This window comes from Neobacillus niacini (assembly GCF_023715785.1).
Classification (GTDB): domain Bacteria; phylum Bacillota; class Bacilli; order Bacillales; family Cytobacillaceae; genus Neobacillus; species Neobacillus niacini_E.
Genome location: NZ_JAMBOX010000014.1, coordinates 1 through 22,740, shown reverse-complemented (window position 1 = coordinate 22,740; position 22,740 = coordinate 1). Strand labels below are relative to the sequence as shown.

General features: G+C 42.0%; 22 protein-coding genes. 18 read left to right on the top strand and 4 right to left on the bottom strand.

Features of this window, described 5'->3' with window-relative positions; all coding sequences use genetic code 11:
- Window positions 1-46 precede the first annotated feature (46 nt).
- The 6 genes from M3234_RS21225 to M3234_RS21200 all read left to right on the top strand — a co-directional run bounded on the left by M3234_RS21225 (window position 47) and on the right by M3234_RS21200 (window position 5,781).
- Window positions 47-1,225, top strand: a complete 1,179-nt coding sequence (locus M3234_RS21225; protein WP_311315675.1) for a pyridoxal phosphate-dependent aminotransferase — start codon at window positions 47-49, stop codon at window positions 1,223-1,225.
- Window positions 1,226-1,550: 325 nt separating this feature from the next.
- Window positions 1,551-1,811 carry an aspartyl-phosphate phosphatase Spo0E family protein gene (locus M3234_RS21220; protein WP_066317703.1) on the top strand — a complete coding sequence of 87 codons (261 nt, stop codon included), beginning with the start codon at window positions 1,551-1,553 and terminating at the stop codon, window positions 1,809-1,811.
- Between the two features lie 508 nt (window positions 1,812-2,319).
- The gene (locus tag M3234_RS21215; protein WP_262306626.1) at window positions 2,320-3,144 is read left to right on the top strand and encodes an electron transfer flavoprotein subunit beta/FixA family protein; all 825 of its coding nucleotides are present in this window, start codon (window positions 2,320-2,322) and stop codon (window positions 3,142-3,144) included.
- Window positions 3,145-3,177: 33 nt separating this feature from the next.
- Window positions 3,178-4,209 (top strand): electron transfer flavoprotein subunit alpha/FixB family protein, encoded by a 1,032-nt coding sequence (locus tag M3234_RS21210; RefSeq protein WP_262306625.1) that lies wholly within the window; start codon window positions 3,178-3,180, stop codon window positions 4,207-4,209.
- Entirely contained in the window at window positions 4,202-5,497 is a 1,296-nt protein-coding gene (locus M3234_RS21205) for an FAD-dependent oxidoreductase (RefSeq protein WP_262306624.1), read from the top strand. The genes M3234_RS21210 and M3234_RS21205 overlap by 8 nt, the downstream gene beginning before the upstream one ends.
- Window positions 5,497-5,781, top strand: coding sequence for a ferredoxin family protein (locus M3234_RS21200; RefSeq protein ID WP_098526926.1), 285 nt, complete (start codon window positions 5,497-5,499; stop codon window positions 5,779-5,781). The genes M3234_RS21205 and M3234_RS21200 overlap by 1 nt, the downstream gene beginning before the upstream one ends.
- Before the next feature lie 119 nt (window positions 5,782-5,900).
- Here the strand turns inward: M3234_RS21200 and M3234_RS21195 are convergent, their stop codons facing one another.
- Window positions 5,901-6,248 carry a hypothetical protein gene (locus tag M3234_RS21195; RefSeq protein ID WP_262306623.1) on the bottom strand — a complete coding sequence of 116 codons (348 nt, stop codon included), beginning with the start codon at window positions 6,246-6,248 and terminating at the stop codon, window positions 5,901-5,903.
- 254 nt (window positions 6,249-6,502) lie between these two features.
- On the opposite strand from M3234_RS21195, the gene M3234_RS21190 reads away from it, so the two are divergent.
- Entirely contained in the window at window positions 6,503-6,943 is a 441-nt protein-coding gene (locus M3234_RS21190; protein ID WP_262306622.1) for a MarR family winged helix-turn-helix transcriptional regulator, read from the top strand.
- Window positions 6,944-7,036: 93 nt separating this feature from the next.
- The gene (locus tag M3234_RS21185) at window positions 7,037-8,731 is read left to right on the top strand and encodes a M3 family oligoendopeptidase (RefSeq protein ID WP_262306621.1); all 1,695 of its coding nucleotides are present in this window, start codon (window positions 7,037-7,039) and stop codon (window positions 8,729-8,731) included.
- A 40-nt stretch (window positions 8,732-8,771) separates the two neighbouring features.
- Here M3234_RS21185 and M3234_RS21180 read toward each other — a convergent pair whose 3' ends face one another.
- Window positions 8,772-10,928 carry an ATP-dependent Clp protease ATP-binding subunit gene (locus tag M3234_RS21180; protein ID WP_262306620.1) on the bottom strand — a complete coding sequence of 719 codons (2,157 nt, stop codon included), beginning with the start codon at window positions 10,926-10,928 and terminating at the stop codon, window positions 8,772-8,774.
- A 188-nt stretch (window positions 10,929-11,116) separates the two neighbouring features.
- Here M3234_RS21180 and M3234_RS21175 point away from each other — a divergent pair, with 188 nt between their 5' ends.
- The gene (locus M3234_RS21175; protein WP_262306619.1) at window positions 11,117-12,169 is read left to right on the top strand and encodes a YkvI family membrane protein; all 1,053 of its coding nucleotides are present in this window, start codon (window positions 11,117-11,119) and stop codon (window positions 12,167-12,169) included.
- A 35-nt stretch (window positions 12,170-12,204) separates the two neighbouring features.
- On the opposite strand, the gene M3234_RS21170 is transcribed toward M3234_RS21175, so the two are convergent.
- Entirely contained in the window at window positions 12,205-12,816 is a 612-nt protein-coding gene (locus tag M3234_RS21170) for a CPBP family intramembrane glutamic endopeptidase (RefSeq protein ID WP_262306618.1), read from the bottom strand.
- A 119-nt stretch (window positions 12,817-12,935) separates the two neighbouring features.
- Between M3234_RS21170 and M3234_RS21165 the strand changes: the two genes are divergently transcribed.
- A complete protein-coding gene (locus tag M3234_RS21165) occupies window positions 12,936-13,055 on the top strand; it encodes a DUF6254 family protein (RefSeq protein ID WP_262306617.1) in 120 nt (39 codons plus the stop codon).
- Window positions 13,056-13,101: 46 nt separating this feature from the next.
- On the opposite strand, the gene M3234_RS21160 is transcribed toward M3234_RS21165, so the two are convergent.
- Window positions 13,102-13,287: a YkvS family protein gene (locus M3234_RS21160; protein WP_066318606.1), complete on the bottom strand. Its 186-nt coding sequence runs from the start codon at window positions 13,285-13,287 to the stop codon at window positions 13,102-13,104.
- Window positions 13,288-13,516: 229 nt separating this feature from the next.
- Between M3234_RS21160 and M3234_RS21155 the strand changes: the two genes are divergently transcribed.
- The 8 genes from M3234_RS21155 to ptsP all read left to right on the top strand — a co-directional run bounded on the left by M3234_RS21155 (window position 13,517) and on the right by ptsP (window position 22,460).
- Window positions 13,517-13,711, top strand: coding sequence for a hypothetical protein (locus tag M3234_RS21155; protein ID WP_262306616.1), 195 nt, complete (start codon window positions 13,517-13,519; stop codon window positions 13,709-13,711).
- Window positions 13,712-13,811: 100 nt separating this feature from the next.
- Window positions 13,812-14,765 (top strand): AAA family ATPase, encoded by a 954-nt coding sequence (locus M3234_RS21150; protein WP_262306615.1) that lies wholly within the window; start codon window positions 13,812-13,814, stop codon window positions 14,763-14,765.
- Window positions 14,762-15,961, top strand: coding sequence for a DUF58 domain-containing protein (locus M3234_RS21145; RefSeq protein ID WP_262306614.1), 1,200 nt, complete (start codon window positions 14,762-14,764; stop codon window positions 15,959-15,961). The genes M3234_RS21150 and M3234_RS21145 overlap by 4 nt, the downstream gene beginning before the upstream one ends.
- Complete coding sequence (locus M3234_RS21140; RefSeq protein ID WP_262306613.1) at window positions 15,958-17,178, top strand: hypothetical protein; 1,221 nt, start codon at window positions 15,958-15,960, stop codon at window positions 17,176-17,178. Before M3234_RS21145 ends, M3234_RS21140 begins: the two co-directional genes overlap by 4 nt.
- Before the next feature lie 19 nt (window positions 17,179-17,197).
- Complete coding sequence (gene glpK / locus M3234_RS21135; RefSeq protein ID WP_262306612.1) at window positions 17,198-18,688, top strand: glycerol kinase GlpK; 1,491 nt, start codon at window positions 17,198-17,200, stop codon at window positions 18,686-18,688.
- Window positions 18,689-18,723: 35 nt separating this feature from the next.
- On the top strand, window positions 18,724-20,385 hold the full coding sequence (locus tag M3234_RS21130) for a glycerol-3-phosphate dehydrogenase/oxidase (protein ID WP_262306611.1): 1,662 nt from the start codon (window positions 18,724-18,726) through the stop codon (window positions 20,383-20,385).
- A gap of 96 nt (window positions 20,386-20,481) precedes the next feature.
- A complete protein-coding gene (locus M3234_RS21125) occupies window positions 20,482-20,745 on the top strand; it encodes a phosphocarrier protein HPr (RefSeq protein WP_066318609.1) in 264 nt (87 codons plus the stop codon).
- A gap of 2 nt (window positions 20,746-20,747) precedes the next feature.
- The gene (gene ptsP / locus M3234_RS21120) at window positions 20,748-22,460 is read left to right on the top strand and encodes a phosphoenolpyruvate--protein phosphotransferase (protein WP_262306610.1); all 1,713 of its coding nucleotides are present in this window, start codon (window positions 20,748-20,750) and stop codon (window positions 22,458-22,460) included.
- Window positions 22,461-22,740 lie beyond the last annotated feature (280 nt).

The window sequence follows — 22,740 nt, the reverse complement described above, 5'->3', positions numbered from 1 at the left end:
TTGTGACTAGAATTTCAACCTTATAATAAAAAAAGTGGGTGAGAATGTGATGAAATTTCCGCAATCAGAACTATTAAAAAGTCTTCCAAAGCAATTTTTTGCCTCGTTAGTAAAAAAAGCCGGGCTATACATTGAACAGGGCTATGATGTAATTAACCTTGGGCAAGGCAATCCAGATCAGCCCACTCCCCAACATATTGTCGCAAAGGTCCAGGAAGCCGCTGCGAATCCGGTGAATCATAAGTATTCTCCATTTCAAGGGTTTCCTTTTCTAAAACAGGCAGCGGCACATTTTTACCTGCGGGAATATGGTGTTTCGATTAATCCAGATAAGGAAGTTGCCATACTGTTTGGCGGCAAAGCTGGGTTGGTAGAAATTCCGCAGTGCCTGCTCAATCCGGGAGATACAATCCTTGTCCCTGACCCCGGATATCCGGATTATTGGTCTGGTGTTGCCTTGGCAGGGGCTGAAATGACGACAATGCCATTTACAGAAGAAAATCAGTTTTTGCCTGACTATGATAAACTTTCCCCGGAGATTTTGGCAAAGGCAAAATTAATGTTCCTTAACTATCCAAATAATCCGACAGGTGCCCAGGCAACCCCCGAATTTTTCGAGGAAACAGTGAAGCTCGCGAATGAGCATAACATTTGTGTTGTTCATGATTTTGCCTATGGCGCCATTGGTTTTGACGGATTAAAACCGCCGAGCTTTCTTCAGGCAAAAGGTGCCAAAGAAATAGGCATCGAAATATACACGCTATCAAAAGCCTATAATATGGCAGGTTGGCGTGTCGGTTTCGCTGTTGGTAACGAAAGTGTAATTGCTGCACTTGAGCTCCTCCAAGATCACCTTTATGTCAGTTTATTTGGAGCCATACAGGAGGCGGCAGCCGAAGCGCTTACAGGACCTCAGGAATGTGTCAAGGAATTAAATGCCCTGTATGAGCGCAGGCGTAATGTTTTTATTGGCGGACTTCGTGACTTGGGATGGAATGTGACGGCTCCCCAAGGATCATTTTTTGCTTGGCTCAAGGTGCCCGAAGGATTTACATCCGTGGATTTTTCCGATTTGCTTCTAGAAAAGGCCCACATTATTGTGGCACCGGGTATCGGCTTTGGGACCTCCGGTGAAGGCTATGTCCGCGTAGGACTATTAACAAATGAGGATCGGTTGGTTGAAGCAGTTCGAAGAATTGGCAGGTTGGATCTTTTTAAAAGATAGTCAATATGGATTAAAATTTACACAGGGACTTTGGTCACAATAAATATTTCAAGAAAATTTGATGTTCAATTCTTGGCTGAAAAGTCAAGAGGTTTTTAAGAAAAGTCCGTGTTATTTTACAACGAGTTACCATTCAGAACAAGCTGTGATATTTGTCGTAAAAACAAGAATAACAGCAGAAAAAATGTCGAAAAACGAGAGTTTTATAATGTTTTGTCTACTTTTGCGAATGTATTTACTTTTACAAATTTTCTTGTCATAATTCATCAAGTAGTCTAATTTTTTAGCGAATTACAGTAAGAGTGTATGAGGCAGGGGGATAACATTGTTCGAGTATAGTAATGGCATAAGCGAAAGTGAAGTTCAAAACGATATTATTGAAGAGATTAAGGTCAAAAGGGACTTAATGATAAAGAGCGCAAATACCTTTGGTTTTACTAGTGAAGAAACAATTAAATACAGTCAGGAATTGGACGAACTAATCAATGAATATCATAAAATGATGGGACAAGCCTCCCGACAATGCGAAGAGGTCCGATTTGCTTTTAAAGAGATGATCATGATTTGGCCCAAGGTCTTAGTTTAATCATTTTTGCAATAGACAATAATAAAGGTACTGAAATAAGGTCTTTATTTCGCTAACATCAGTAGCTCTGAATGCGGAAAAAAGACCTTATAGTACAAGAAGGTTTTAGCATCTTCAGTTAATTCTTCTAAATGTATCAGACAACATTTCTCCTTTGTTAACTCCAGTTATTAATAATTTCAACAAATTTAGACAGTAGATGTGATTTTTATCATTGTTTATATCTCAATATTTCATATAGTTAAATTAGTATAATCATAGAGACAACACATCACGGTCTTCACCATTTGAAATCTTCTTATGTTTTTCCTTCTAAAAAAATGACGTTTATCGATAGTTTTTTTTTAACTCCTGTTTTTTTGCAATTGACATAAAACATATTAGAAAACGATTAATATTGGGTAATATGCTTTTATTTCGATACATATATCGTAAATAAAAGCATTTTAATAAACCATCCAGCAAACGCTTACAACATTCCAGGATTATTGGAGGAGGGAAGTCCTACATGCACATTGTCGTATGTGTCAAGCAAGTTCCAGATACGAAAATCATCAAAATCAATCCCAAAACAAACACACTGGACCGCAGGAGTGCACCAGCCATTTTGAATCCTTACGATGCACATGCTGTACAGGAGGCGGTGAAAATTAAGAAAAAAACGGGTGGGACCGTTTCCGTATTATCAATGGGACCGCCGCAGGCAACCGCTGTTATTAAGAAGAGCATCGAAATTGGCGCTGACCAAGGGTTTCTAATCACTGACCGCGCATTTGCCGGTGCGGATACACTTGCTACGAGTTACGCCCTGTCGAAGGCATTGGAAAGAATCAGTAAAGAAGAACCAGTCGATATGGTGATCTGCGGAAAACATGCCATTGATGGGGACACCGGACAAGTAGGCCCGGGAATTGCCAGAAGATTGGATGTTCCTCCGGTTACAAATGTCATAGAGGTAACTGAAGTTAATGAGCAGGAGAAAACCGTGGTAATCAAACGGAAGCTGACCAACGGCTATGAGCTGATTCAGTCGCAAATGCCTTGCTTGTTGACTGTGGAAAAGGAAATAAACGATATTGAATATTCACCAATGCCGAACATGATTAAAGCGGCAAGATATGATCCGATCATTTGGGCCGTAAGTGACCTAGAGGATGTAGACCGTTCACAGCTTGGTCTTAAAGGGTCCCCAACCATTGTCGGAAAAATGTTTACACCGCCTCGTCCGGAGGGCGGCAAGAAGCTTGAAGGCTCCGCCGATGAGCAAGTCAATCAATTAATAGAGATTTTGTTGGAGAAAAAGGACCTATTTACATTGCAGTCATCTAAATAACCACGATTATTTTTGAAGCAGGGAGGGGCTTATGTGAATCTTGACGATTACCGCGGAGTCTGGGTGTTCATCGAACAAAATGCCGGAAAAATAGAGGGTGTTTCTCTTGAATTGCTTGGTGCGGGACGAGAACTTGCTGATAAGTTGCAGGTTCCGCTTGGAGGATTTTTGCTTGGAAATGAAATTAAACAGTTGGCCAATCAAGTGATAGCCTACGGCGCTGACGAAGTGTATATGATTGATAATCCGATACTGAAGCATTATCGGACAGAATCGTATATGAAGGGTGTTATGCTTCTTGCCCAAAAATACATGCCGGAAATTATTCTTTACGGGGCCACCCCGAATGGAAAGGACTTGGCAAGCGCAGTCGCGACAGATTTGAATACCGGTTTAACCGCCGATACGACAATGCTTGATGTTGATGTCGATAACAGATTGCTTGAGGCGAGCCGGCCAGCGTTTGGCGGCAATATTATGGCGACAATCCTATGTAAAAAACATCGTCCGCAAATGGCAACTGTACGACCAAAGGTAATGAAAGCACTGGATCCGGATTCAGGAAGAGTTGGTAAAGTCATTGAAGAAAAAATTACTCTCCAGGAAGAGGATATGCGCACAAAAGTGCTCAAAATTGTGAATGACGTAACAAAAAAAGCCAATTTGGCTGATGCCCATGTCATTGTATGCGGCGGTAAAGGAATGGGCGACATTCAAGGCTTCCAGCTTATTCATGAATTGGCCGAAACAATCGGGGCAAGTGTCGGGGGCACCCGCGATGTTGTGGAAGCAGGGTGGCTGCCGCACGAACAGCAGGTTGGCCAAACAGGGGAAACGGTGACGCCAAAAATTTACTTTGCGATTGGGATTTCAGGCGCTATCCAACATGTTGTCGGCATGAAAAACTCGGAACTGATTATTGCCATTAATAAAGATCCGAATGCACCAATATTTGATGTAGCCACCTATGGAATTGTCGGGGACGCACTGGAAATCGTTCCGAAACTAATCGCGCAATTTAAGAGTCAAAAAGTTGAACAAGGCGGTGAATTGAGCTATGCCTGAAAAATTTGATGTCATCGTGGTTGGGGCTGGGCCTGCCGGTACCGCTTGTGCCTATACATGTGCCAAAGGCGGCATGAACGTTTTGCTGATTGAACGCGGAGAATATCCGGGGGCAAAAAACGTAATGGGCGGAGTTCTATACCGTAAGCAAATGGAAGAGCTAATTCCTGAATTTTGGAAGGAGGCGCCATTAGAACGGCCTGTAGTAGAGCAGCGCTTTTGGATGATGGATAAAGAATCCGTTGTTTCATTCGGCTACAAAGGCCTCGAGTGGGCCGTTGAGCCTTACAATAACTTTACCGTTCTAAGAGCACAGTTTGACCAATGGTTTGCCAAGAAAGCCGTCGAAGCAGGAGCACTTCTAATTAATGAAACAGTTGTAACGGAATGCATTGTAGAAAACGGCAAGGTTGTTGGCGTCCGTACGGACCGTCCTGATGGGGAGGTTTTTGCAGATGTTGTCGTCCTCGCAGACGGGGTAAACTCGCTGCTCTCAAAACAACTTGGCTTCCATAAGGAATTCCGTCCTGATGAAGTTGCCTTAACAGTAATGGAAGTTATTAATCTTCCAAAAGACAAAATAAATGACCGTTTTAATTTGCAGGATAACCAAGGCTGTACAATTGAGATCTTTGGTGATTCCACCAAAGGAAATTTGGGAACCGCGTTTTTATATACAAACAAGGAAAGCCTGAATATCGGGGTTGGAACTACTCTTTCCAGCATGATTAAAGCGAAATTAAAGCCATATGATTTACTGGACTATTTAAAAACACATCCAATGGTAAAACCGTTCTTGGAAGGCGGTGAGTCCGCCGAATATCTGGCCCACTTGATTCCGGAAGGCGGTTTTCACTCCGTGCCAAAGGTAGCCGGAAATGGCGTTCTGGTCGTTGGAGACGCGGCGCAGCTTGTCAATGCCATCCATCGTGAAGGTTCGAACATGGCAATGCACTCTGGACAGTTAGCGGCTGAAACCGTAATTGAAGCAAAAAACCGCGGCGATTATAGTGAATCCAGTTTGAACGGCTACCGTGAAGCTCTATATAACAGCTTTATTATTAAAGACTTGGAGAAGTATAAGGACGCGGCTCATACATTTGAAAAGTATCCGCAATACTTTAAAGAGTACGTCCCAATGATGAACCAGGCCGCCAGCAAGTTCTTTACCGTTGATGGCACTCCTAAGCGGGACAAACAAAAACAAATTATCAAGAGCATGACAGCCGAGAGAGGCACGCTTCGCGTATTGCAAGATATTTATCGAGCTTGGAAGGCGGTGAAATAATGTCAACGAAGAATATTGAAGAAAAGCAGTATCTTCTCAGATTCAAGTGTGACACGAAGTCCCATCTAACTGTTCTTGACCATGACATTTGCATGACGAAATGCCCGGATAAAATCTGTACCGTATTTTGCCCTGCTGAGGTTTATAAATGGGAAGGGACGCGGATGCAGGTTGGTTACGAAGGGTGCCACGAATGCGGCAGCTGCCGGATCGGCTGTCCATATCAAAATATTAAATGGGAATACCCGAAAGGCGGACATGGAATAGTCTTCCGGCTTGCCTAATGAAAAAGTGCTGTTTGCCAACTGCAAGCAGCACTTTTTTTAGCGTTTTTACTGTATGTATGTTTTTTCACAAGGGATTTTAAAAAGAAGGTGAAGCAAGAAGGTAAGTTTTGAAGGGGTTAGCTTATTTTTTCTAATATAGCGGTGGAGGAAAGGTCATCATTTTTGCTTGATGCTGTCATTGAGGAGGCCAGTTTAAGCGCATGGTCAATCAATTCCAAGTTAGCAGAGCAATAATAAGGCTTTTTCCAATTAAAGTCACCTTCACCATCAGCCGGATAGATGCTGACTTTCCAGTGGTAATAGATTTTTGCTTGCGGGAGCTGCACCCCTTCAACGGCAATGAGCCAGTGGGTTGATTTTGAACCAGGGTAATAAGCGTCTGTTTCCTTTAATGCTCTGTGATCGTTGCTGCCAATGGGTACTAAGGCCACTTGGTAAAAATCATGGTAATTAGGGGTTTTCAAAGTTTTACCCTCCCTTTTATTTTCCTTCTTTATTTTCTATCTTTATTATATGAAACTTTGAAACTATATTTGTGTGATAAATGTTAAAATTTTTTGAAAAATCACCAGAATACATAAAATTGTCATAAAAGGGATGGGCAACCCGTCCTTTTTTCCAGAGCAAATTGACAGTTGGCCAATATTTTTTTATAATAATTTTGAAATCGAGATAATTTTCAGGATCAACCTAACAAAATGTAAAAGGATGAGTTTTTATGGAAAATGATTCAACCGCTAAATCCTTAAAGTTGTTTATCGTTCTTTCTAGAGCCTTTAAGGCCATTAATGAGCATGTAAATAAAGTCATCCAGGCTAATGGACTAAATCCTACGGAATTTGCCGTACTTGAACTTCTTTATCATAAAGGCGACCAGCCGCTTCAGCAAATTGGTGCAAAAATTTTGCTGGCTAGTGGCAGCATTACCTATGTGGTCGATAAGCTTGAGCAAAAAGGCTTATTAAAAAGAATTGCATGTCCTACCGACAGACGTGTGATTTATGCCTCCATTACAGATGAAGGAAAAAACATGATTCAGGATATTTTTCCCGAACATGCCAATCAAATTGACAAGCTCATGTCAAGCCTTAACGAGTCAGAGAAAGACACAGCCATCGATTTACTAAAAAAATTGGGATTACCAGCGGGAAAATTTTAAACGGCCAATCGGCCGTTTTTATTTTTGTAGCTAGGATAGATAGTATATAATGAGGTAGATTGGAATAATTTGAAAAATTAAAGGGGGATGTTTATGGGCTTTCAGGACTATACATATGTTCGTCCCAATCTGGAGGACGTAAAAGATAAATTTGCAGCTGTGCTTGAACAGTTCAACAATGCTTCATCAGTTGAAGACCAGAGCAAGGCGATGAGTGAGATTAACGATCTTAGAAATGATCTTGGCACGATGTTCAATCTTTCCCATATCCATCATTCGATTGATACGAATGATGAATTTTATAAAGCAGAGCAAGATTATATGGATGAATTGGGTCCCGAGGTTGAGGGATTGGTGTCCCAGTACTATCAAGCATTGGTAAGTTCAAAGTTCCGTCATGAACTGGAAACAAAGTGGGGCACCCAGCTGTTTGCACTAGCTGAGGGACAACTGAAAACTTTTAACCCAGAAATCGTCCCACTGCTCCAACAGGAAAATCGATTGGTGACCGAGTACACTAAACTCGTCGCTTCGGCAAAAATAGATTTTGAAGGGGAAGAACGGACCCTTGCACAAATCGATCCGTTTATCGAATCGAAGGATCGGGACATGAGAAAACAGGCTGCTGAGGCAAAATTTGGTTTCTTTGCACAGCATGAGGCGGAACTTGACCGGATTTATGATGATCTTGTCAAAGTGAGAACCGAGATTGCAGCCAAGCTTGGGATGAAGAACTTTGTTGAACTGGCCTATTATCGAATGATGCGGACTGATTACAATGCAGAAATGGTTGCCAATTTCCGCCAGCAGGTAAAGGATTTTATTGTGCCGATTGCATCAAAATTAAAAGAACGCCAACGGGAACGTTTGGGCATGGACCAATTAAAGTATTACGATGAAAGCTTTGTATTTCAAACCGGTAATGCCGTCCCGAAAGGAAGTCCGGAATGGATTATCGAGAACGGCCAAAAAATGTACCAAGACCTCTCGAAAGAGACGGGGGAATTTTTCAACTTCATGCAGAAAAATGGCCTGATGGACCTTGTAGCCAAAAAAGGGAAAGCTAGCGGCGGCTACTGCACGTATATTGAAAATTACAAAGCTCCGTTTATCTTTTCCAACTTCAATGGAACGTCAGGGGACATTGATGTGTTGACGCATGAGGCTGGCCACGCCTTTCAGGTGTATTCAAGCCGCCATTTTGAGATTCCGGAATATTATTGGCCAACTTATGAAGCAGCTGAAATCCATTCGATGAGTATGGAATTCTTTACCTGGCCATGGATGGAGCTATTTTTCAAGGAAGATACCGATAAATATAAGTTCTCTCATCTAAGTGAGGCGTTATTGTTCCTGCCGTACGGGGTCTCAGTTGATGAGTTCCAGCATTGGGTTTATGAAAATCCGGAGGCGACACCTAAAGAAAGGAAAGCCAAGTGGCGGGAAATTGAGAAGAAATACTTGCCGCACAAGGATTATGATGGCTTCGTTTATCTGGAAAACGGCGGTTTCTGGCAGCGTCAAGGACATATTTATAATTCACCGTTTTACTATATTGACTATACCCTGGCACAAATTTGCGCGTTCCAGTTTTGGAAGCGGTCACGGGAAAATCGGGAAGAGGCCTGGGCCGATTATGTAAATCTTTGCAAGCTTGGCGGCAGTATGTCATTTACAAAGCTGGTCAAGGCAGCTAATTTAATATCGCCATTCGAAGATGGCTGCATTCAGTCAGTAGTCGGCGAAATTGAGGATTGGTTAAATTCAGTAGACGATAAAAAGCTATAAAAAAATGCGAAGCCGTGATACATGGCTTCGCATTCCTTATTTATACCGTCACCGTTTCAGGAAGTACTTTCAATTCACCATCCACGATTGTGGCCGTTAATTTTTTGGCTTCTGGCTGTTCGAGGATGAAATCGGTGATTCTGTCCTCAAGCTGTTCCTGAATCACACGGCGCAGCGGGCGGGCACCGAATGCCGGATGGTAGCCAAGTTCAGCCAGCTTATCTCTCACTTTCTTTTCAATGGTCAATTCAATGTTTTGTTCAGCCAATGTATCTTGCAGCTCATTAATCATCAAATCAACAATGGTCAAAATATGGTCCTTATCGAGTGAGTTGAACTCAATAATACTGTCAAAGCGATTTAAGAACTCAGGCTTGAAGAAACTGCCCAAGGAATCCAAAATTGAAGCTTCTTCCATTGCTTCGCTTGCATTGAAACCAACATGGATTGGCTTAATGCCGACACCGGCGTTACTTGTCATGATAATCACAGTGTCCTTAAAGCTTACCACTCTGCCTTGGCTGTCAGTCAGGCGTCCGTCTTCGAGAATCTGTAGGAACATATGCATTACATCTGGATGCGCCTTTTCAATTTCATCCAATAAAATAATGCTGTACGGATTGCGGCGAACCTTTTCGGTCAGCTGTCCTGCTTCCTCGTGACCAACATAGCCTGGAGGAGAACCGATTAATTTTGAGATGCTGTGTTTTTCCATGTATTCGCTCATATCAAGGCGGATCATCGACTCTTTTGTTCCAAACAGTTCCTCAGCGAGTGTCTTCGTTAGTTCAGTTTTACCGACACCGGTAGGGCCAACAAAGAGGAATGATCCAATTGGCCGGCTTTTTGGTTTTAAGCCGGCACGGCTGCGACGAATTGCTTTAGCCACTTTTGCCACAGCTTTTTCCTGGCCAATGACCTTTTTATTTAGATTTTCCTCCAAGTGTTTCATTTTAAGTTGCTCATCTGCTTGAAGCTTTCCAACAGGGATACCGGTTTTTTGTTCAATGATTTCCTGAATAAGTGAAATCGTAACAATCGGTCTTTCTTCAGTCGTAACACTGTTTAATGATTTTTCAAGAAGGGCTTCTTCATCGCGAAGCTTAGCAGCCGCTTCATATTGCTCATTTTTCAACGCAGCCTCTTTTTCTGCAGCAATTTCCTTTAGTCGCGATTCAATTTGTTCATTACTCTTATAATCGGATAACAGGTTTAATCTTGAACCTGCTTCATCCAGCAGGTCAATCGCCTTATCCGGTAAGAAACGGTCTTGGATGTAGCGCTGAGACAAGTTCACGCATGAGCGGATTGCTGCCTCAGAGTAAATGACCTCATGGTAATCCTCATATTTCTTTTGGATACCTTTTAGAATGGCAATCGCTGCTTCTGTGTCCGGCTCTTGAACCTGTACAGGCTGAAAGCGCCGCTCAAGTGCTGAATCCTTCTCGATTTGGCGATATTCCTTAAGTGTTGTGGCCCCGACCACCTGGAGCTCGCCACGGGCTAGTGCCGGCTTTAATATATTCCCTGCATCCATCGAACCTTCGGCAGAACCGGCACCGACAAGCAAGTGAATTTCATCGATAAACAGAATTATATTTTTTCGTTCTTGCAGTTCGGCAATCAATTGCTTCATTCGTTCTTCAAACTGGCCGCGGATGCCTGTATTGGCAACAAGTGAGGCAACATCGAGCAAATAGACCTCTTTACCCTGCAACTTTCCAGGTACATCACCTTCAGCTATTTTCAGGGCGAGTCCTTCCACGATGGCCGTTTTACCAACACCGGGCTCACCGATTAATACCGGGTTATTTTTGTTGCGTCGATTTAAGATTTCAATAACCCGCTTTATTTCTTCATCACGGCCAATGACCGGGTCAATTAAACCAGCTTTGGCCATTTGGGTGAGGTTGCGGCCGAAATGGTCAATAAAGCCGCCATGGTCCGACTTCGGTTGATGCTGTAGTTGGGAATTTGGGGTGCTTCCTGTTTGGCCGAATAAGGCGTTTTTATTCGCAAACAAATCCTCAAACGGGAAGCTATGAAATGGATTCATATTCACCCCATAGCCTGTTCCTAAAGTTTGTTTTTCTTTTGCATAGCATTCATGACAAAGCTTTAAATCCGTTCGCTTTCCGTTAACATTCATTGATAATTGTACATTTGCTTGGTTTTGATTGCATCGTTGACAAAGCATAAATGAAAACCTCCTTGGTTTAATAGTTTATCGCTTTGACTTTGACTAACTTTGACCTTATACCCATAGTATACTCTGACCTTTTTTGACTTTCAAGTGTTCTGCCTATAGAAATACTTTCCTATATAGGAAAATGCTCGTCATTGTTTGTCCCTTTAGTCATATATTGAAGGTAAGGGGGAGATGATGTGAAAAAAAGCTGGAGTCAAGCCTTTCAAATTGCAGCGGTTTATGTAGGTACCGTTGTTGGGGCAGGGTTTGCTACGGGAAAAGAAATCGTCGAATTTTTTTCGCGATTTGGTTTCTTCGGCTTCATTAGCATATTAATGAGCGGCTATCTATTTGTCATAATCGGTTCTAAGTTAATGAGAATGGCCGCACAGATAAAGGCAAAATCCTATCAGGAATTTAATGAATATCTATTTGGAAGATGGGCGGGAAACGTCATAAATTTTTTTATGTTGTTTATGTTGCTGGGGGTCAGTGCCGTGATGCTTGCAGGGGCAGGAGCCGTGTTTGAGGAACAGCTTGGGTTGCCGAAATATATTGGGGTATTCCTGACAATTTTCCTTTCCTACATAGTCATGCTCGTGGGAACAAAAGGGCTTTTTGCGGTTAATACATTCGTGGTGCCGGTAATGATCGTTTTTAGTTTAATCTTAATGATTTTATCGTTAAAAATGCCGAACTTTTTGGAGCAATTTTTGTATATACCTCATGCGTCGGATGGTTGGAAGAGTGTCGTGGCCCCGTTTTCCTATGCCGCGTTGAATCTGGGGCTTGCACAGGCAGTTTTGGTCCCGATTGCGACCGAGGTTAACGATGATTGGACGATTAAATGGGGCGGAATTCTTGGGGGGCTTGCATTGACTGTTATCCTGCTTTCAAGTCATTTTACCTTAATTATGCTGCCAAACCTTGAATTATATGAAATTCCAATGGCGATTATTATGAAAAACCTGGCTCCGTTTTTCTATTGGGTTTTTGTCCTTGTCATTTATGGGGAGATCTTCACCTCTGTCATTGGCAACGTCTTCGGATTGGACAGACAGTTGCAGCAATTCTGGCCGCTCCCAACCGTTGTTACGGTTACGATTATTTTTGCCGTTTCGTTTATGATCAGTTTGGTGAACTACAGCACTTTGCTTTCTTATCTATATCCTTTATTCGGTTACATTTGCATGAGCTTTTTTATTTTGTTATGGATGAAGCCATTCACTCCAGGCGGGAATATAAAATAAGCAGCTGTTCTAATCAGAGCAGCTGCATTTTTGGATTACCTGAACGGGGCAATAATAAAAATCATTATGTCAAAAATAATATGGGAAACAATGGCCATCGGCATGCTTTTTTTCCAGTAATAAAGCAAGCCCCACGCAAATCCTGACAGTAAAGCTGCTAACATCAATAGCCAAGAACCGGAGTAAATATGCACTGTTGCATAAAGCACTGCCGCCAATACAATACTGATAGCAGGTTTGAAATAGTTCATTAATCTTTTTTGAATAAAACCGCGCCAGAATAGTTCCTCTCCTGGTGCAGCGACCAGGATAAGGGCGATGTACTGCCAAAATAAATGCGGCGCAAACCATTTATACAACCGGTTAAGATCTTTTTGAAACGGAATATTGAAAAGTTCAAAGCCTTTAATTCCCAGCCAAAAAATAAAATATATCAGGAGTCCGGAGATCGCTCCGACCAGAATATATTGACCAAAGGATGCCTCGTCGTCTACATCCCCCTGGAATTTCGAATAGGCGATTAAGGCAAGGATCGAACCCGTAAAGATATACCAAAATATTGCCTTATCATGAAAGGAAAAATAGATCAAGGCATGGGCACATGCCAATCCTAATAAAAGGCGAATATCAATGATCAGATTTTTCATGAGATAACTCCTTAAAAATGAATAGCTAAAAAGGGAAAAGAATACAATTTTCATTTTATCCAATTCCAACATAAGAATATCTATATTTGAAAAAAATAAACGGGAAAGGAGTGAAGAGCATGAGCAGTTCGAAAAGTCAAAAGGAACGGCAATGGACCGTACGCAAACAAGATCAAAATCCCCATGGAAAAGTTAAATCGCTTAAACAGTTAGCAAAAGAAACGGACCAGGGACAATAAATGAAAGAAAAGGCAGCGGGAAGGTCTGCCTTTTCTTTCACTCTATTTAAACGCTTTCTCTAATCACTTTATAGTTTTTATGATTGACGACTGTTCGTTGATCTAATTCCAAATCACGATAATTGTCCATATATGTCAGGTCGACGATAACTGAATTCTCATTTACCTTTTCAACGATCCCTTGCAGTCCACCGCGGAATTCAATGACATTACCTACTTCTGCTCTTTTCAACAATTAGCCTCTCTCCTTTAGCTAGTATACTATAAAAAACTATTTAAGTAACAGTTTGCACTACTTTTCCAAATTCGTAAAGATTTTTATTTGACAATTTTGTTAACTTACTATCATTATATTAATACTATAAAATAAAAAATGGAAACGCCTTCAAATTTTACGAAAACTATTGACTTTTATAAGGATCATTTCGTTAAATAATAGATAAGTAAAGGTGGGTCAATATATGAATCAAGAGCATATAACCGAAATTTTAAACAAATTGATGACGGGGGAGCTTTCGGAATATTATGTAACGAAGGAAAATTTTATGGAATTTCGTCAGGTTCTAGTAAAAAGGAAAGATTTTAAACATTTTCGCGGCATTGCGCAACGCGACGGAAATGTATTATACCAGTATTTATCGGAACCAAGAAGTTAACACGGGAAACCTAGAAAAGGGTTTCCTTTTTTTAATTTTGAAAAATTTCAATTTTTGTTAAAATAGAAAAGAACTGTAAGAAAAAGAGACTGGGGGAAATATGGTGACGATAACTGACAATATACAAAAGTTAAAACAGGAGATTGATAAGGTGATTGTCGGAAAGGAATTAGAAGTGGAAATGATGGCAATCGCCTTATTGTTTAATGGGCATATTTTGCTTGAAAGTGTGCCGGGAACCGGGAAAACCATGCTGGCTAAGAGCTTTGCCTCGGCAATAGGAGGGGATTTCTCAAGAATTCAATTTACTCCTGATGTTCTTCCCAGCGATGTCACAGGAATTCAATTTTTTAATCCAAAGGTGCAGGAATTCGAACTGCGCCCGGGACCCATAATGGCTAATATTGTCTTGGCGGATGAAATAAACCGGGCTACACCGCGGACACAGTCAAGTTTGCTTGAGGTGATGGAGGAACGCCAGGCAACAATTGATGGGATCACGGTGCCATTAAAAGAACCATTCATGGTCATTGCCACACAAAATCCTGTTGAATCCCAGCAAGGAACCTTTCCTTTGCCTGTTGCCCAAATGGACCGGTTTTTTATAAAAATAACTGTCGGTTATCCGGGATATGAGGATGAAAAAAGGATTATGCAAATCCATCGTGGGGCCCAGCAATTGAAATCTTTAACTCAAGTATTTACGAGCGAAGACATACAACAATTAAAGTTTTCCGTAAACAACACGAATATAACTGGAGATATTGAGGATTATATCTTGGCCATTGTAAGAAAAACCCGCGAACACCCCAGTGTCGAGTTGGGTGTCAGCCCACGAGGGACTTTAGCACTGATGAGAGCCTCCCAAGGGAAGGCTTACTTGAACGGACGTACATATGTTATCCCGGACGATGTGAAATTTGCAGCCCCATACGTTCTCGGGCATCGACTCTTACTTTCAATTGAAGGGACATTAACAAAAACTCCTGAAAGCATTATTGAGGATATCCTTGCTGCCGTTTCAGTTCCTGTCGAAGCGGGGGCGAATGGATGATCTGGAACAAATATGAAGTAGAAGACCGAAAATTGCAGGGAATTAGTGTGCTTGCGATTGTTATGATGTTAATCAGCCTTTATATGCAATCAAAATTGGTGCTGTTTCTCGGAATTCTGTTTCTGGCCATTGCGGCAGCCAATCAGCTTTATTTAAAAAAGGCGGGAGAGCGGCTGTACGTGGATTATAGCCACGACAAAGCCAGATTCTTTATTGATGAAAAGGGCAAATGGTCATTTATAATCCGTAATGATGGATATCCGATTTTAAAAGCGGAACTTCGAGTTTTTTTTGATTACTTTGTAGCACCGGAAAGCGAGGAATCCTCTTCCAGTCGTGGGCTGCATGAAATTTCAATTCCAATTTCCATCTTTACCGGGCAAACAAAGCAAATTAGTATTCCTTTTACGGCAAACACAAGGGGAATTGCTAAAATTCGAAGGCTTGAATTTCAAATCCCAAGCTTCTTGGGGTTTGGAGAGACTGCACTGGAATCCAAATTACCCCTAACCCTTCAGGCGATTATCTATCCTCAGCCGATTCCTGTAAAAGGGTTAGCGGAACAGTTATCCAAGCTTCAGGGGGCGAATATCGTTCCCTATTCGGTTTATGAAAACCGACTCGGCCCCTTGGGAACAAGGGATTATGTCGCATCTGACAGCTTTAATGCAATCCATTGGAAAGCCAGCGCCCGAAAACAATCACTGCAAACGAAGCTGTATGAGAAAATTTCTGAAACAGGCTGGACGGTTGCCCTGAATATCTCTGATGGTCATTCTATCAATGGGAATCTTGAAGGCTTGATCAGCAGTATTACTGAATTTGCTTATTTTGCCTTTCATAAACAGCTTTCCTATGCGATGTGCATTAATGTGCGCTCGGCCGGGAATACCCCATTTCTGTATTTGCCAAAAGGTGACGGCGGGGAGCATTTGCAGAAGGTACTTGAAACCTTGGCTTCCATTAATCGGCTAAACACCAGCATACCCTATGATCAGATGTTGTCCTTTTATAGCAGGCATCTTGAAAGCCAGCCCTTTTTTATTCATACAGGGATTAGAACGCAGGAAGGTAATGATCAGCTCCTATTCATTCAATCTCAAAAAGGCGTGAGGCTGTTTGAACTGAAACTTGAAGAGGAAAATGGGGTATTAACCAAATTGGAAGTCCAAAACGAAAGCAGGAAGCTTCTATGACAAAGCGTGTCATTACGATTGCCTATCATTTTGTTTTGGAACTAATGGCCGGTTATCTTTTGCTTTTTTTATATTATATTGGTAAAAACAAATTCCCACCCATCTTACCTCTTACCCTTTTGGGCTTGGCTGGAATTATTCTGTACTCGTGGATGCTTGGAAGCCTTTTTAACAAGGGGAAATGGATTTATCTAGCCATTGTTCTCCCCTTACTGATATTTGCCGGATATAAGGCTGGTTTGACTGTTTCTTTGACAGTAGTAGTAGGGTTATATATATTTTGGCGGGGAATCTCACTAAGTGAAAATTACCCCGGAGGGTCTCACTCCCTGTTATTATTTTGGTCTTTTTCAATAGGCATTATTGCTATGGTTTATTCCTCAATGGCAGGGTATATCTATCAAAATCAAATGATTATCATGCTGATCCTGCTGGTGATCCTCACCCTTTCCGGCAGCTATTTTGTTAAATGGAATTCGCTCGGGACTGACAAAACAAAATTCTCGGTATTTTTCCTGAAAATTTTGTTATCCGTTTCAGGAATAGGGATCATTCTCGCATTCACCTTAAAATACATTCAGTTTTTATTTTTTGGATTCTTTCAATTGCTCGCCAAAGTTATTACCGGTTTTGCAATGCCGATTTTCAGATTCATCGAATATTTGCTTAGCTTAAGAGGGAATAAGGATCATAATATTAAATACGAACCGGCGGAGCCACTGCAAGGGGGAAATGATTTTCAGCCTCATTCGTATAGTTTCGCGGAGAATATCATGTATTTTTTTGTCTTATTGGCGGTGGTAGCATTTATTTTTTATGTGATTAAACGGAAAGCAAAACTGCAAAGCGTAACATTTGATTCTTTGCATGCTGTGGAAATAACGGACGGAGTCAGTGCCCAGAACCCAACCTGGTTCCTTAAAAAACGTGGAAAACCGCCAGAGGATTTCATCAGGAGAGAAATCTTTCAATTGGAAAAGTATGCCGATAAATTAAAAATGGGGCGGCTTCCCAATGAAACGCTGGAGGAATGGGTGCACAGGGAAGGGCTGCCCTTATCGGATGATTCGCTGCAAATCTACTATAGCGTTCGCTATGGTGGAGAAATCGTGTCAAGCAAGGATATTAATCTGGTTAAATCAGAAACAGAAACGGTTAAAATGCAGTTAAAAGAACGAAAAAAATATAGAAAAACCAAGTTCAAGACTGATACCTGATTGAAATGGGGGATTTCTAATGGAACAATTTATCTTATCTTTGGATCAAGGAACAACGAGCTCTCGGGCAATTATTTTTAATAAAAGAGGTGAAATTGTCCATACCGCCCAGAAGGAGTTTACGCAAATTTTTCCTAAACCCGGATGGGTTGAGCATAACCCCAATGAAATTTGGGGGTCGATCCTGTCAGTTATAGCCGGCGTGTTATCTGAATCCGCCATCAAGCCAGGCCAAATTGCCGGGATTGGAATTACTAACCAGCGGGAAACCACCATTGTTTGGGATAAAGAAACTGGTGAACCCGTCTATAATGCGATTGTTTGGCAATCAAGACAGACGAGTGAAATTTGCGATGAGTTGAAAGCCAAGGGCTACGATGACACCTTTCGCCAGAAAACAGGCTTGTTGATCGATGCTTATTTTTCCGGGACAAAGGTCAAATGGATTTTGGACAATGTGGAGGGGGCGCGAGAAAAGGCGGAAAGCGGCAAACTATTATTCGGTACCGTCGATACATGGCTGATTTGGAAGTTGTCCGGCGGGCGGGTTCATGTAACCGATTATTCCAATGCCTCACGAACTCTGATGTTTAATATCTTTGATCTTAATTGGGATGATGATTTATTGAGAATATTGGATGTGCCAAAATCGATGCTGCCGGAGGTCCGGCCATCCTCACAAATATATGCCAAGACGGCAGATTATCATTTCTTTGGCAAAGAGGTGCCAATAGCAGGAATTGCCGGTGACCAGCAGGCTGCCCTATTCGGCCAGGCTTGTTTTGACACAGGGATGGCAAAAAACACTTACGGCACTGGCTGTTTTATGTTGATGAATACAGGGGAAAAAGCCGTCCGTTCTCAGCATGGGTTATTAACAACGATTGCCTGGGCCTATAATGACAAAGTTGAATATGCTCTTGAGGGTAGTATCTTTGTTGCCGGGTCGGCTATCCAATGGCTCCGAGACGGCCTTAGAATGCTAAAGGATGCCAAACATAGCGAGGACTTGGCAAAAAAGGTGGAGTCAACAGATGGCGTGTATGTTGTTCCTGCCTTTGTCGGACTGGGAACGCCATATTGGGATAGCGATGTCCGTGGTGCCGTGTTTGGGCTGACAAGAGGGACAGCGAAGGAACACTTTGTCCGTGCAACACTCGAATCTCTTGCTTATCAAACAAAAGATGTCCTATCGGCAATGGAGGCAGATTCCGGAATTCAGCTAAAGACACTCCGGGTTGACGGCGGTGCAGTAAAAAATGATTTCTTGATGGAATTCCAAAGCAATATTTTAAATGTACCGGTTGAAAGGCCAATCGTCAATGAGACGACGGCGCTCGGAGCAGCTTATCTTGCTGGATTGGCAGTCGGGTTTTGGAGTAGCCAAGAGGAAATCTCAAAACTATGGGCCATCGACCGGCAATTCAGTCCAGTAATGACGGATGAAAGCCGTACCGCATTATACGATGGCTGGAAGAAGGCGGTCAGGGCGGCGATGGCTTTTAAATAATATCCTTAAAGGCGAGGGAGCGGAGAGACCAAAAGATGAGATTTTCAAACTTGGACCGTAATGGAATAGTCAATAAATTAAAAAATGAAAAGTTTGATGTATTGGTTATAGGTGGTGGAATTACGGGTGCCGGCATTGCCTTCGATGCCGTGACCAGAGGGATGGCGGTTGCATTGGTCGAAATGCAGGACTTTGCGGCAGGGACGTCCAGCAGATCCACCAAACTCGTTCACGGGGGGCTGCGCTACTTAAAACAATTTGAAGTGAAAATGGTTGCCGAAGTCGGAAAAGAAAGGGCAATAGTTTATGAGAATGGCCCCCACGTTACCACGCCGGAATGGATGCTGATGCCAATCTATAAAAACGGAACCTTTGGCAAATTTAGCACCTCAATTGGTTTATGGATTTATGATTTCCTGGCAGGTGTAAAAAAATCAGAACGCCGCAAGATTTTATCAGCGGAACAAACGTTGGCCAAAGAACCTCTTGTTAAAAAGGATGGTTTACAGGGCGGGGGCTATTATGTCGAATACCGTACCGATGACGCAAGGCTGACTATTGAGGTTATGAAAGCCTCGGTTGATAGCGGAGCTGTTGCCTGCAATTATACAAAGGTTATGAAGCTTGTTTATGAAAACGGCAAAGTGGTGGGGGTGTCGGCTGAGGATCAACTGACAGGTGAAAAATACGAGATTCGCGGCAAAATAGTCGTCAATGCGGCCGGCCCTTGGGTCGATGATATTCGAGAAATGGACCAATCAAAGAAAGGAAAAACGTTGCAACTATCCAAGGGGGTCCATTTGGTTATCGATCAATCCCGTTTCCCGTTAAAACAGGCGATTTACTTTGACACCCCTGATGGACGCATGGTTTTCGCTATACCAAGAGACGGCAAAGCGTATGTCGGAACAACCGATACCTTTTACAATGACGATCCCGTTAATCCTAACATCACCAAAGAGGATTGTACTTATTTGATCAACGCAATCAACTATATGTTCCCGGATGTAAATATTACCAAAAAAGATATTGAATCCAGCTGGGCCGGTGTCCGTCCACTTATATATGAGGAAGGCAAAAATCCTTCCGAAATCTCCCGTAAGGATGAAATTTGGGAGTCGAATTCGGGACTGATCACGATTGCCGGAGGAAAATTAACCGGCTATCGAAAAATGGCCGAAACAGTGGTTAATCTTTTAGCCAAAAAGTTACATTTGAAAGAGAGAAGGAGTTTTCTTCCATGTCAGACAAGAACTAAGCCGATTTCAGGCGGAAATATTGGTGGGGCACCTAACTATATATCGTTTATTGCAAACGAGATCGGTAATGGAACGAAACTTGGATTAACAAACAAGGAAGCTGAAAAGCTTGCTAAAATGTATGGCTCAAATGTAGGTGTTGTGTTTGAACTATTAAAGGCAAATATGGAGGATGCAGCAACATGCAAATTGCCATTGGACATATTTGCAAAACTTATCTACGCCATTGAATATGAAATGATTGCCACCCCAATTGATTTCTTAAATAGGCGCACTGGAGCAATTTTGTTCGATATCCAAACTGTTTACAAATGGAAAGATTATGTCATTCGATACATGGCTGACAGGTTTAATTGGCCTGAACAAGATAAGCTGAAATATATCGAGTCGGTTGAAGCTTCTTTAATGTGTGCGAGAATTGATGAGGAGAATTTGTGAATAATAGCACAAAACATTTGATTAGAACTGAAGAAAATGCTATTCTACGTTTTGTATAACAATTTTTTTATTTCTCAACAAAGGAGTATGAAGATGATGGCAGAGAAGCAATTTACAGTTATTGCAGATACAGGGATTCACGCAAGACCTGCAACATTATTAGTTCAAACAGCGAGCAGATTTGATTCTGATATTAATTTGGAATATAAAGGGAAGACAGTCAATTTAAAATCTATTATGGGTGTAATGTCGCTTGGTATCGGCAAAGGAGCTGACATTAAGATTACTGCAGAGGGCGGGGATGCTGAAGAAGCATTAACGGGTCTCGAAGAACTAATGAAAAAAGAAGGTTTGGCATAATTATGGCTTTTTTACAGGGTATTGCAGCATCAAATGGTATTGCAATCGCAAAAGCATACCGTCTTGTCGAGCCGGATTTATCGTTTGAACAAATAAAAGTGGGAGATTCGGCTGCTGAAGTCGATCGATTCCGCAGTGCAATGGAAAAGGCAAAATCAGAACTAGAAGTGATCCGCGACCGTGCTGCGGTCGAATTGGGAGCAGATAAGGCTGCGATCTTTGAGGCCCATTTACTTGTGTTAAGCGACCCCGAGCTAAACAATCCGATTGAAGACAAAATTAAGTCGGAAAATGTGAATGCGGAGGCTGCCCTTAAAGAGACTGCTGATATGTTTGTTATGATGTTTGAACAAATGGATAACGAATACATGAAAGAGCGCGCGGCGGACATTCGTGACGTCACAAAGCGTGTCTTATCCCATTTACTCGGTGTCCAACTGCCAAATCCAAGCATGATCAACGAAGAAGTAATTATTGTTGCTGAGGATTTGACACCATCGGATACAGCACAGTTAAACCGACAATTTGTAAAAGGTTTTACGACAAATATTGGCGGACGTACCTCCCATTCCGCAATTATGGCGCGTTCCCTAGAAATTCCTGCTGTGGTCGGCACAAAATCTGCGACAGAAGAAATAAACAATGGCGATCTGATCATTGTGGATGGGCTCAAAGGTGAGGTACATATTAATCCAACTCCGGAATTAGTAGATGAATATCGCAGTGTCCATGAACAATATGAGATGCAAAAGGCAGAATGGGCCAAGCTTGTGAATGAGCCTACTGTTTCTGCCGATGGTGTACATGTTGAACTTGCCGCTAATATTGGAACACCAAATGACTTGAAGGGTGTTATTGAAAATGGCGGAGAAGGTGTGGGCCTATACCGCACAGAATTTCTGTACATGGGCAGAGACCAGCTGCCGACAGAAGAAGAACAGTTTGAAGCCTACAAAGCTGTACTCGAAGGAATGTCAGGAAAACCAGTAGTAGTTCGGACATTGGATATTGGCGGAGATAAGGAACTTCCGTATTTGGACTTGCCAAAAGAAATGAACCCATTCCTTGGCTTCCGCGCCATTCGCTTATGTTTAGAAGAGCAGGATCTCTTCCGGACGCAGCTTCGTGCCCTGCTTCGTGCAAGCAGCTATGGGAATTTAAAAATTATGTTCCCGATGATTGCTACTTTGGACGAATTCAGACAGGCAAAGGCGATTTTGGAAGAGGAAAAGCAAAAGCTTATTTCTGAAGGCCAAAAGATTGCAGAACAAATTGAATTGGGTATCATGGTGGAAATTCCATCTACAGCTATCCTTGCTGACCAATTTGCCAAAGAAGTGGATTTCTTTAGTATCGGAACAAATGATTTGATCCAATATACGATGGCTGCAGATAGGATGAACCAGCGTGTTTCCTACCTGTATCAACCATATAGTCCATCCATCCTGCGCTTGGTCAAAATGGTAATTGATGCAGCGCATGCCGAGGGCAAATGGGCTGGAATGTGCGGCGAAATGGCTGGAGATGAAACAGCTATACCTGTGCTTCTTGGCCTTGGTCTTGACGAATTTTCAATGAGTGCAAGCTCCATTTTGAAGGCCCGTTCCTTAATTAAGGGCTTGAAAAAAGCAGAAATGGAAAAGCTTGCTCAGGAAGTATTGAATATGCAAACAACCGATCAGGCTGTACAAGCGATCAATGCTGCCATCAAATAAAGCAAAATGAAAAGAGCCAACTTTAAGTTGATCAGGCTGTCGAGAAACTCTCGACAGCTTTTATTTTTATTGACTCTTTTTTAATGATTTTAGTGTGTTACTATCTAGATAGTCTATGCAAGTTGTCTGTAGAATTGCGCTCCAGTCGTTTCAGCGCCGAGTTATCATGAACGAAACTAGCTCCTACTCGTAAATACGTAGGTTAATTTGGTTAGAATGTTTACTGGAAAAACAAACCAAATCAGAGCTGCAATACGAAAGGAGCTAGTTATTATGAAGG

Excerpts from the sequence above, each read along its gene's own strand:
- M3234_RS21180 (WP_262306620.1), bottom strand. The coding sequence starts at position 10,928 with ATGCTTTGTCAACGATGCAATCAAAACCAAGCAAATGTACAATTATCA.
- M3234_RS21205 (WP_262306624.1), top strand. The coding sequence starts at position 4,202 with ATGCCTGAAAAATTTGATGTCATCGTGGTTGGGGCTGGGCCTGCCGGT.
- M3234_RS21140 (WP_262306613.1), top strand. The coding sequence starts at position 15,958 with ATGACAAAGCGTGTCATTACGATTGCCTATCATTTTGTTTTGGAACTA.
- M3234_RS21145 (WP_262306614.1), top strand. The coding sequence starts at position 14,762 with ATGATCTGGAACAAATATGAAGTAGAAGACCGAAAATTGCAGGGAATT.
- M3234_RS21125 (WP_066318609.1), top strand. The coding sequence starts at position 20,482 with ATGGCAGAGAAGCAATTTACAGTTATTGCAGATACAGGGATTCACGCA.
- M3234_RS21190 (WP_262306622.1), top strand. The coding sequence starts at position 6,503 with ATGGAAAATGATTCAACCGCTAAATCCTTAAAGTTGTTTATCGTTCTT.
- M3234_RS21165 (WP_262306617.1), top strand. The coding sequence starts at position 12,936 with ATGAGCAGTTCGAAAAGTCAAAAGGAACGGCAATGGACCGTACGCAAA.
- M3234_RS21130 (WP_262306611.1), top strand. The coding sequence starts at position 18,724 with ATGAGATTTTCAAACTTGGACCGTAATGGAATAGTCAATAAATTAAAA.
- M3234_RS21215 (WP_262306626.1), top strand. The coding sequence starts at position 2,320 with ATGCACATTGTCGTATGTGTCAAGCAAGTTCCAGATACGAAAATCATC.
- M3234_RS21150 (WP_262306615.1), top strand. The coding sequence starts at position 13,812 with ATGGTGACGATAACTGACAATATACAAAAGTTAAAACAGGAGATTGAT.
- M3234_RS21185 (WP_262306621.1), top strand. The coding sequence starts at position 7,037 with ATGGGCTTTCAGGACTATACATATGTTCGTCCCAATCTGGAGGACGTA.
- glpK (WP_262306612.1), top strand. The coding sequence starts at position 17,198 with ATGGAACAATTTATCTTATCTTTGGATCAAGGAACAACGAGCTCTCGG.
- M3234_RS21170 (WP_262306618.1), bottom strand. The coding sequence starts at position 12,816 with ATGAAAAATCTGATCATTGATATTCGCCTTTTATTAGGATTGGCATGT.
- M3234_RS21155 (WP_262306616.1), top strand. The coding sequence starts at position 13,517 with ATGAATCAAGAGCATATAACCGAAATTTTAAACAAATTGATGACGGGG.
- ptsP (WP_262306610.1), top strand. The coding sequence starts at position 20,748 with ATGGCTTTTTTACAGGGTATTGCAGCATCAAATGGTATTGCAATCGCA.
- M3234_RS21200 (WP_098526926.1), top strand. The coding sequence starts at position 5,497 with ATGTCAACGAAGAATATTGAAGAAAAGCAGTATCTTCTCAGATTCAAG.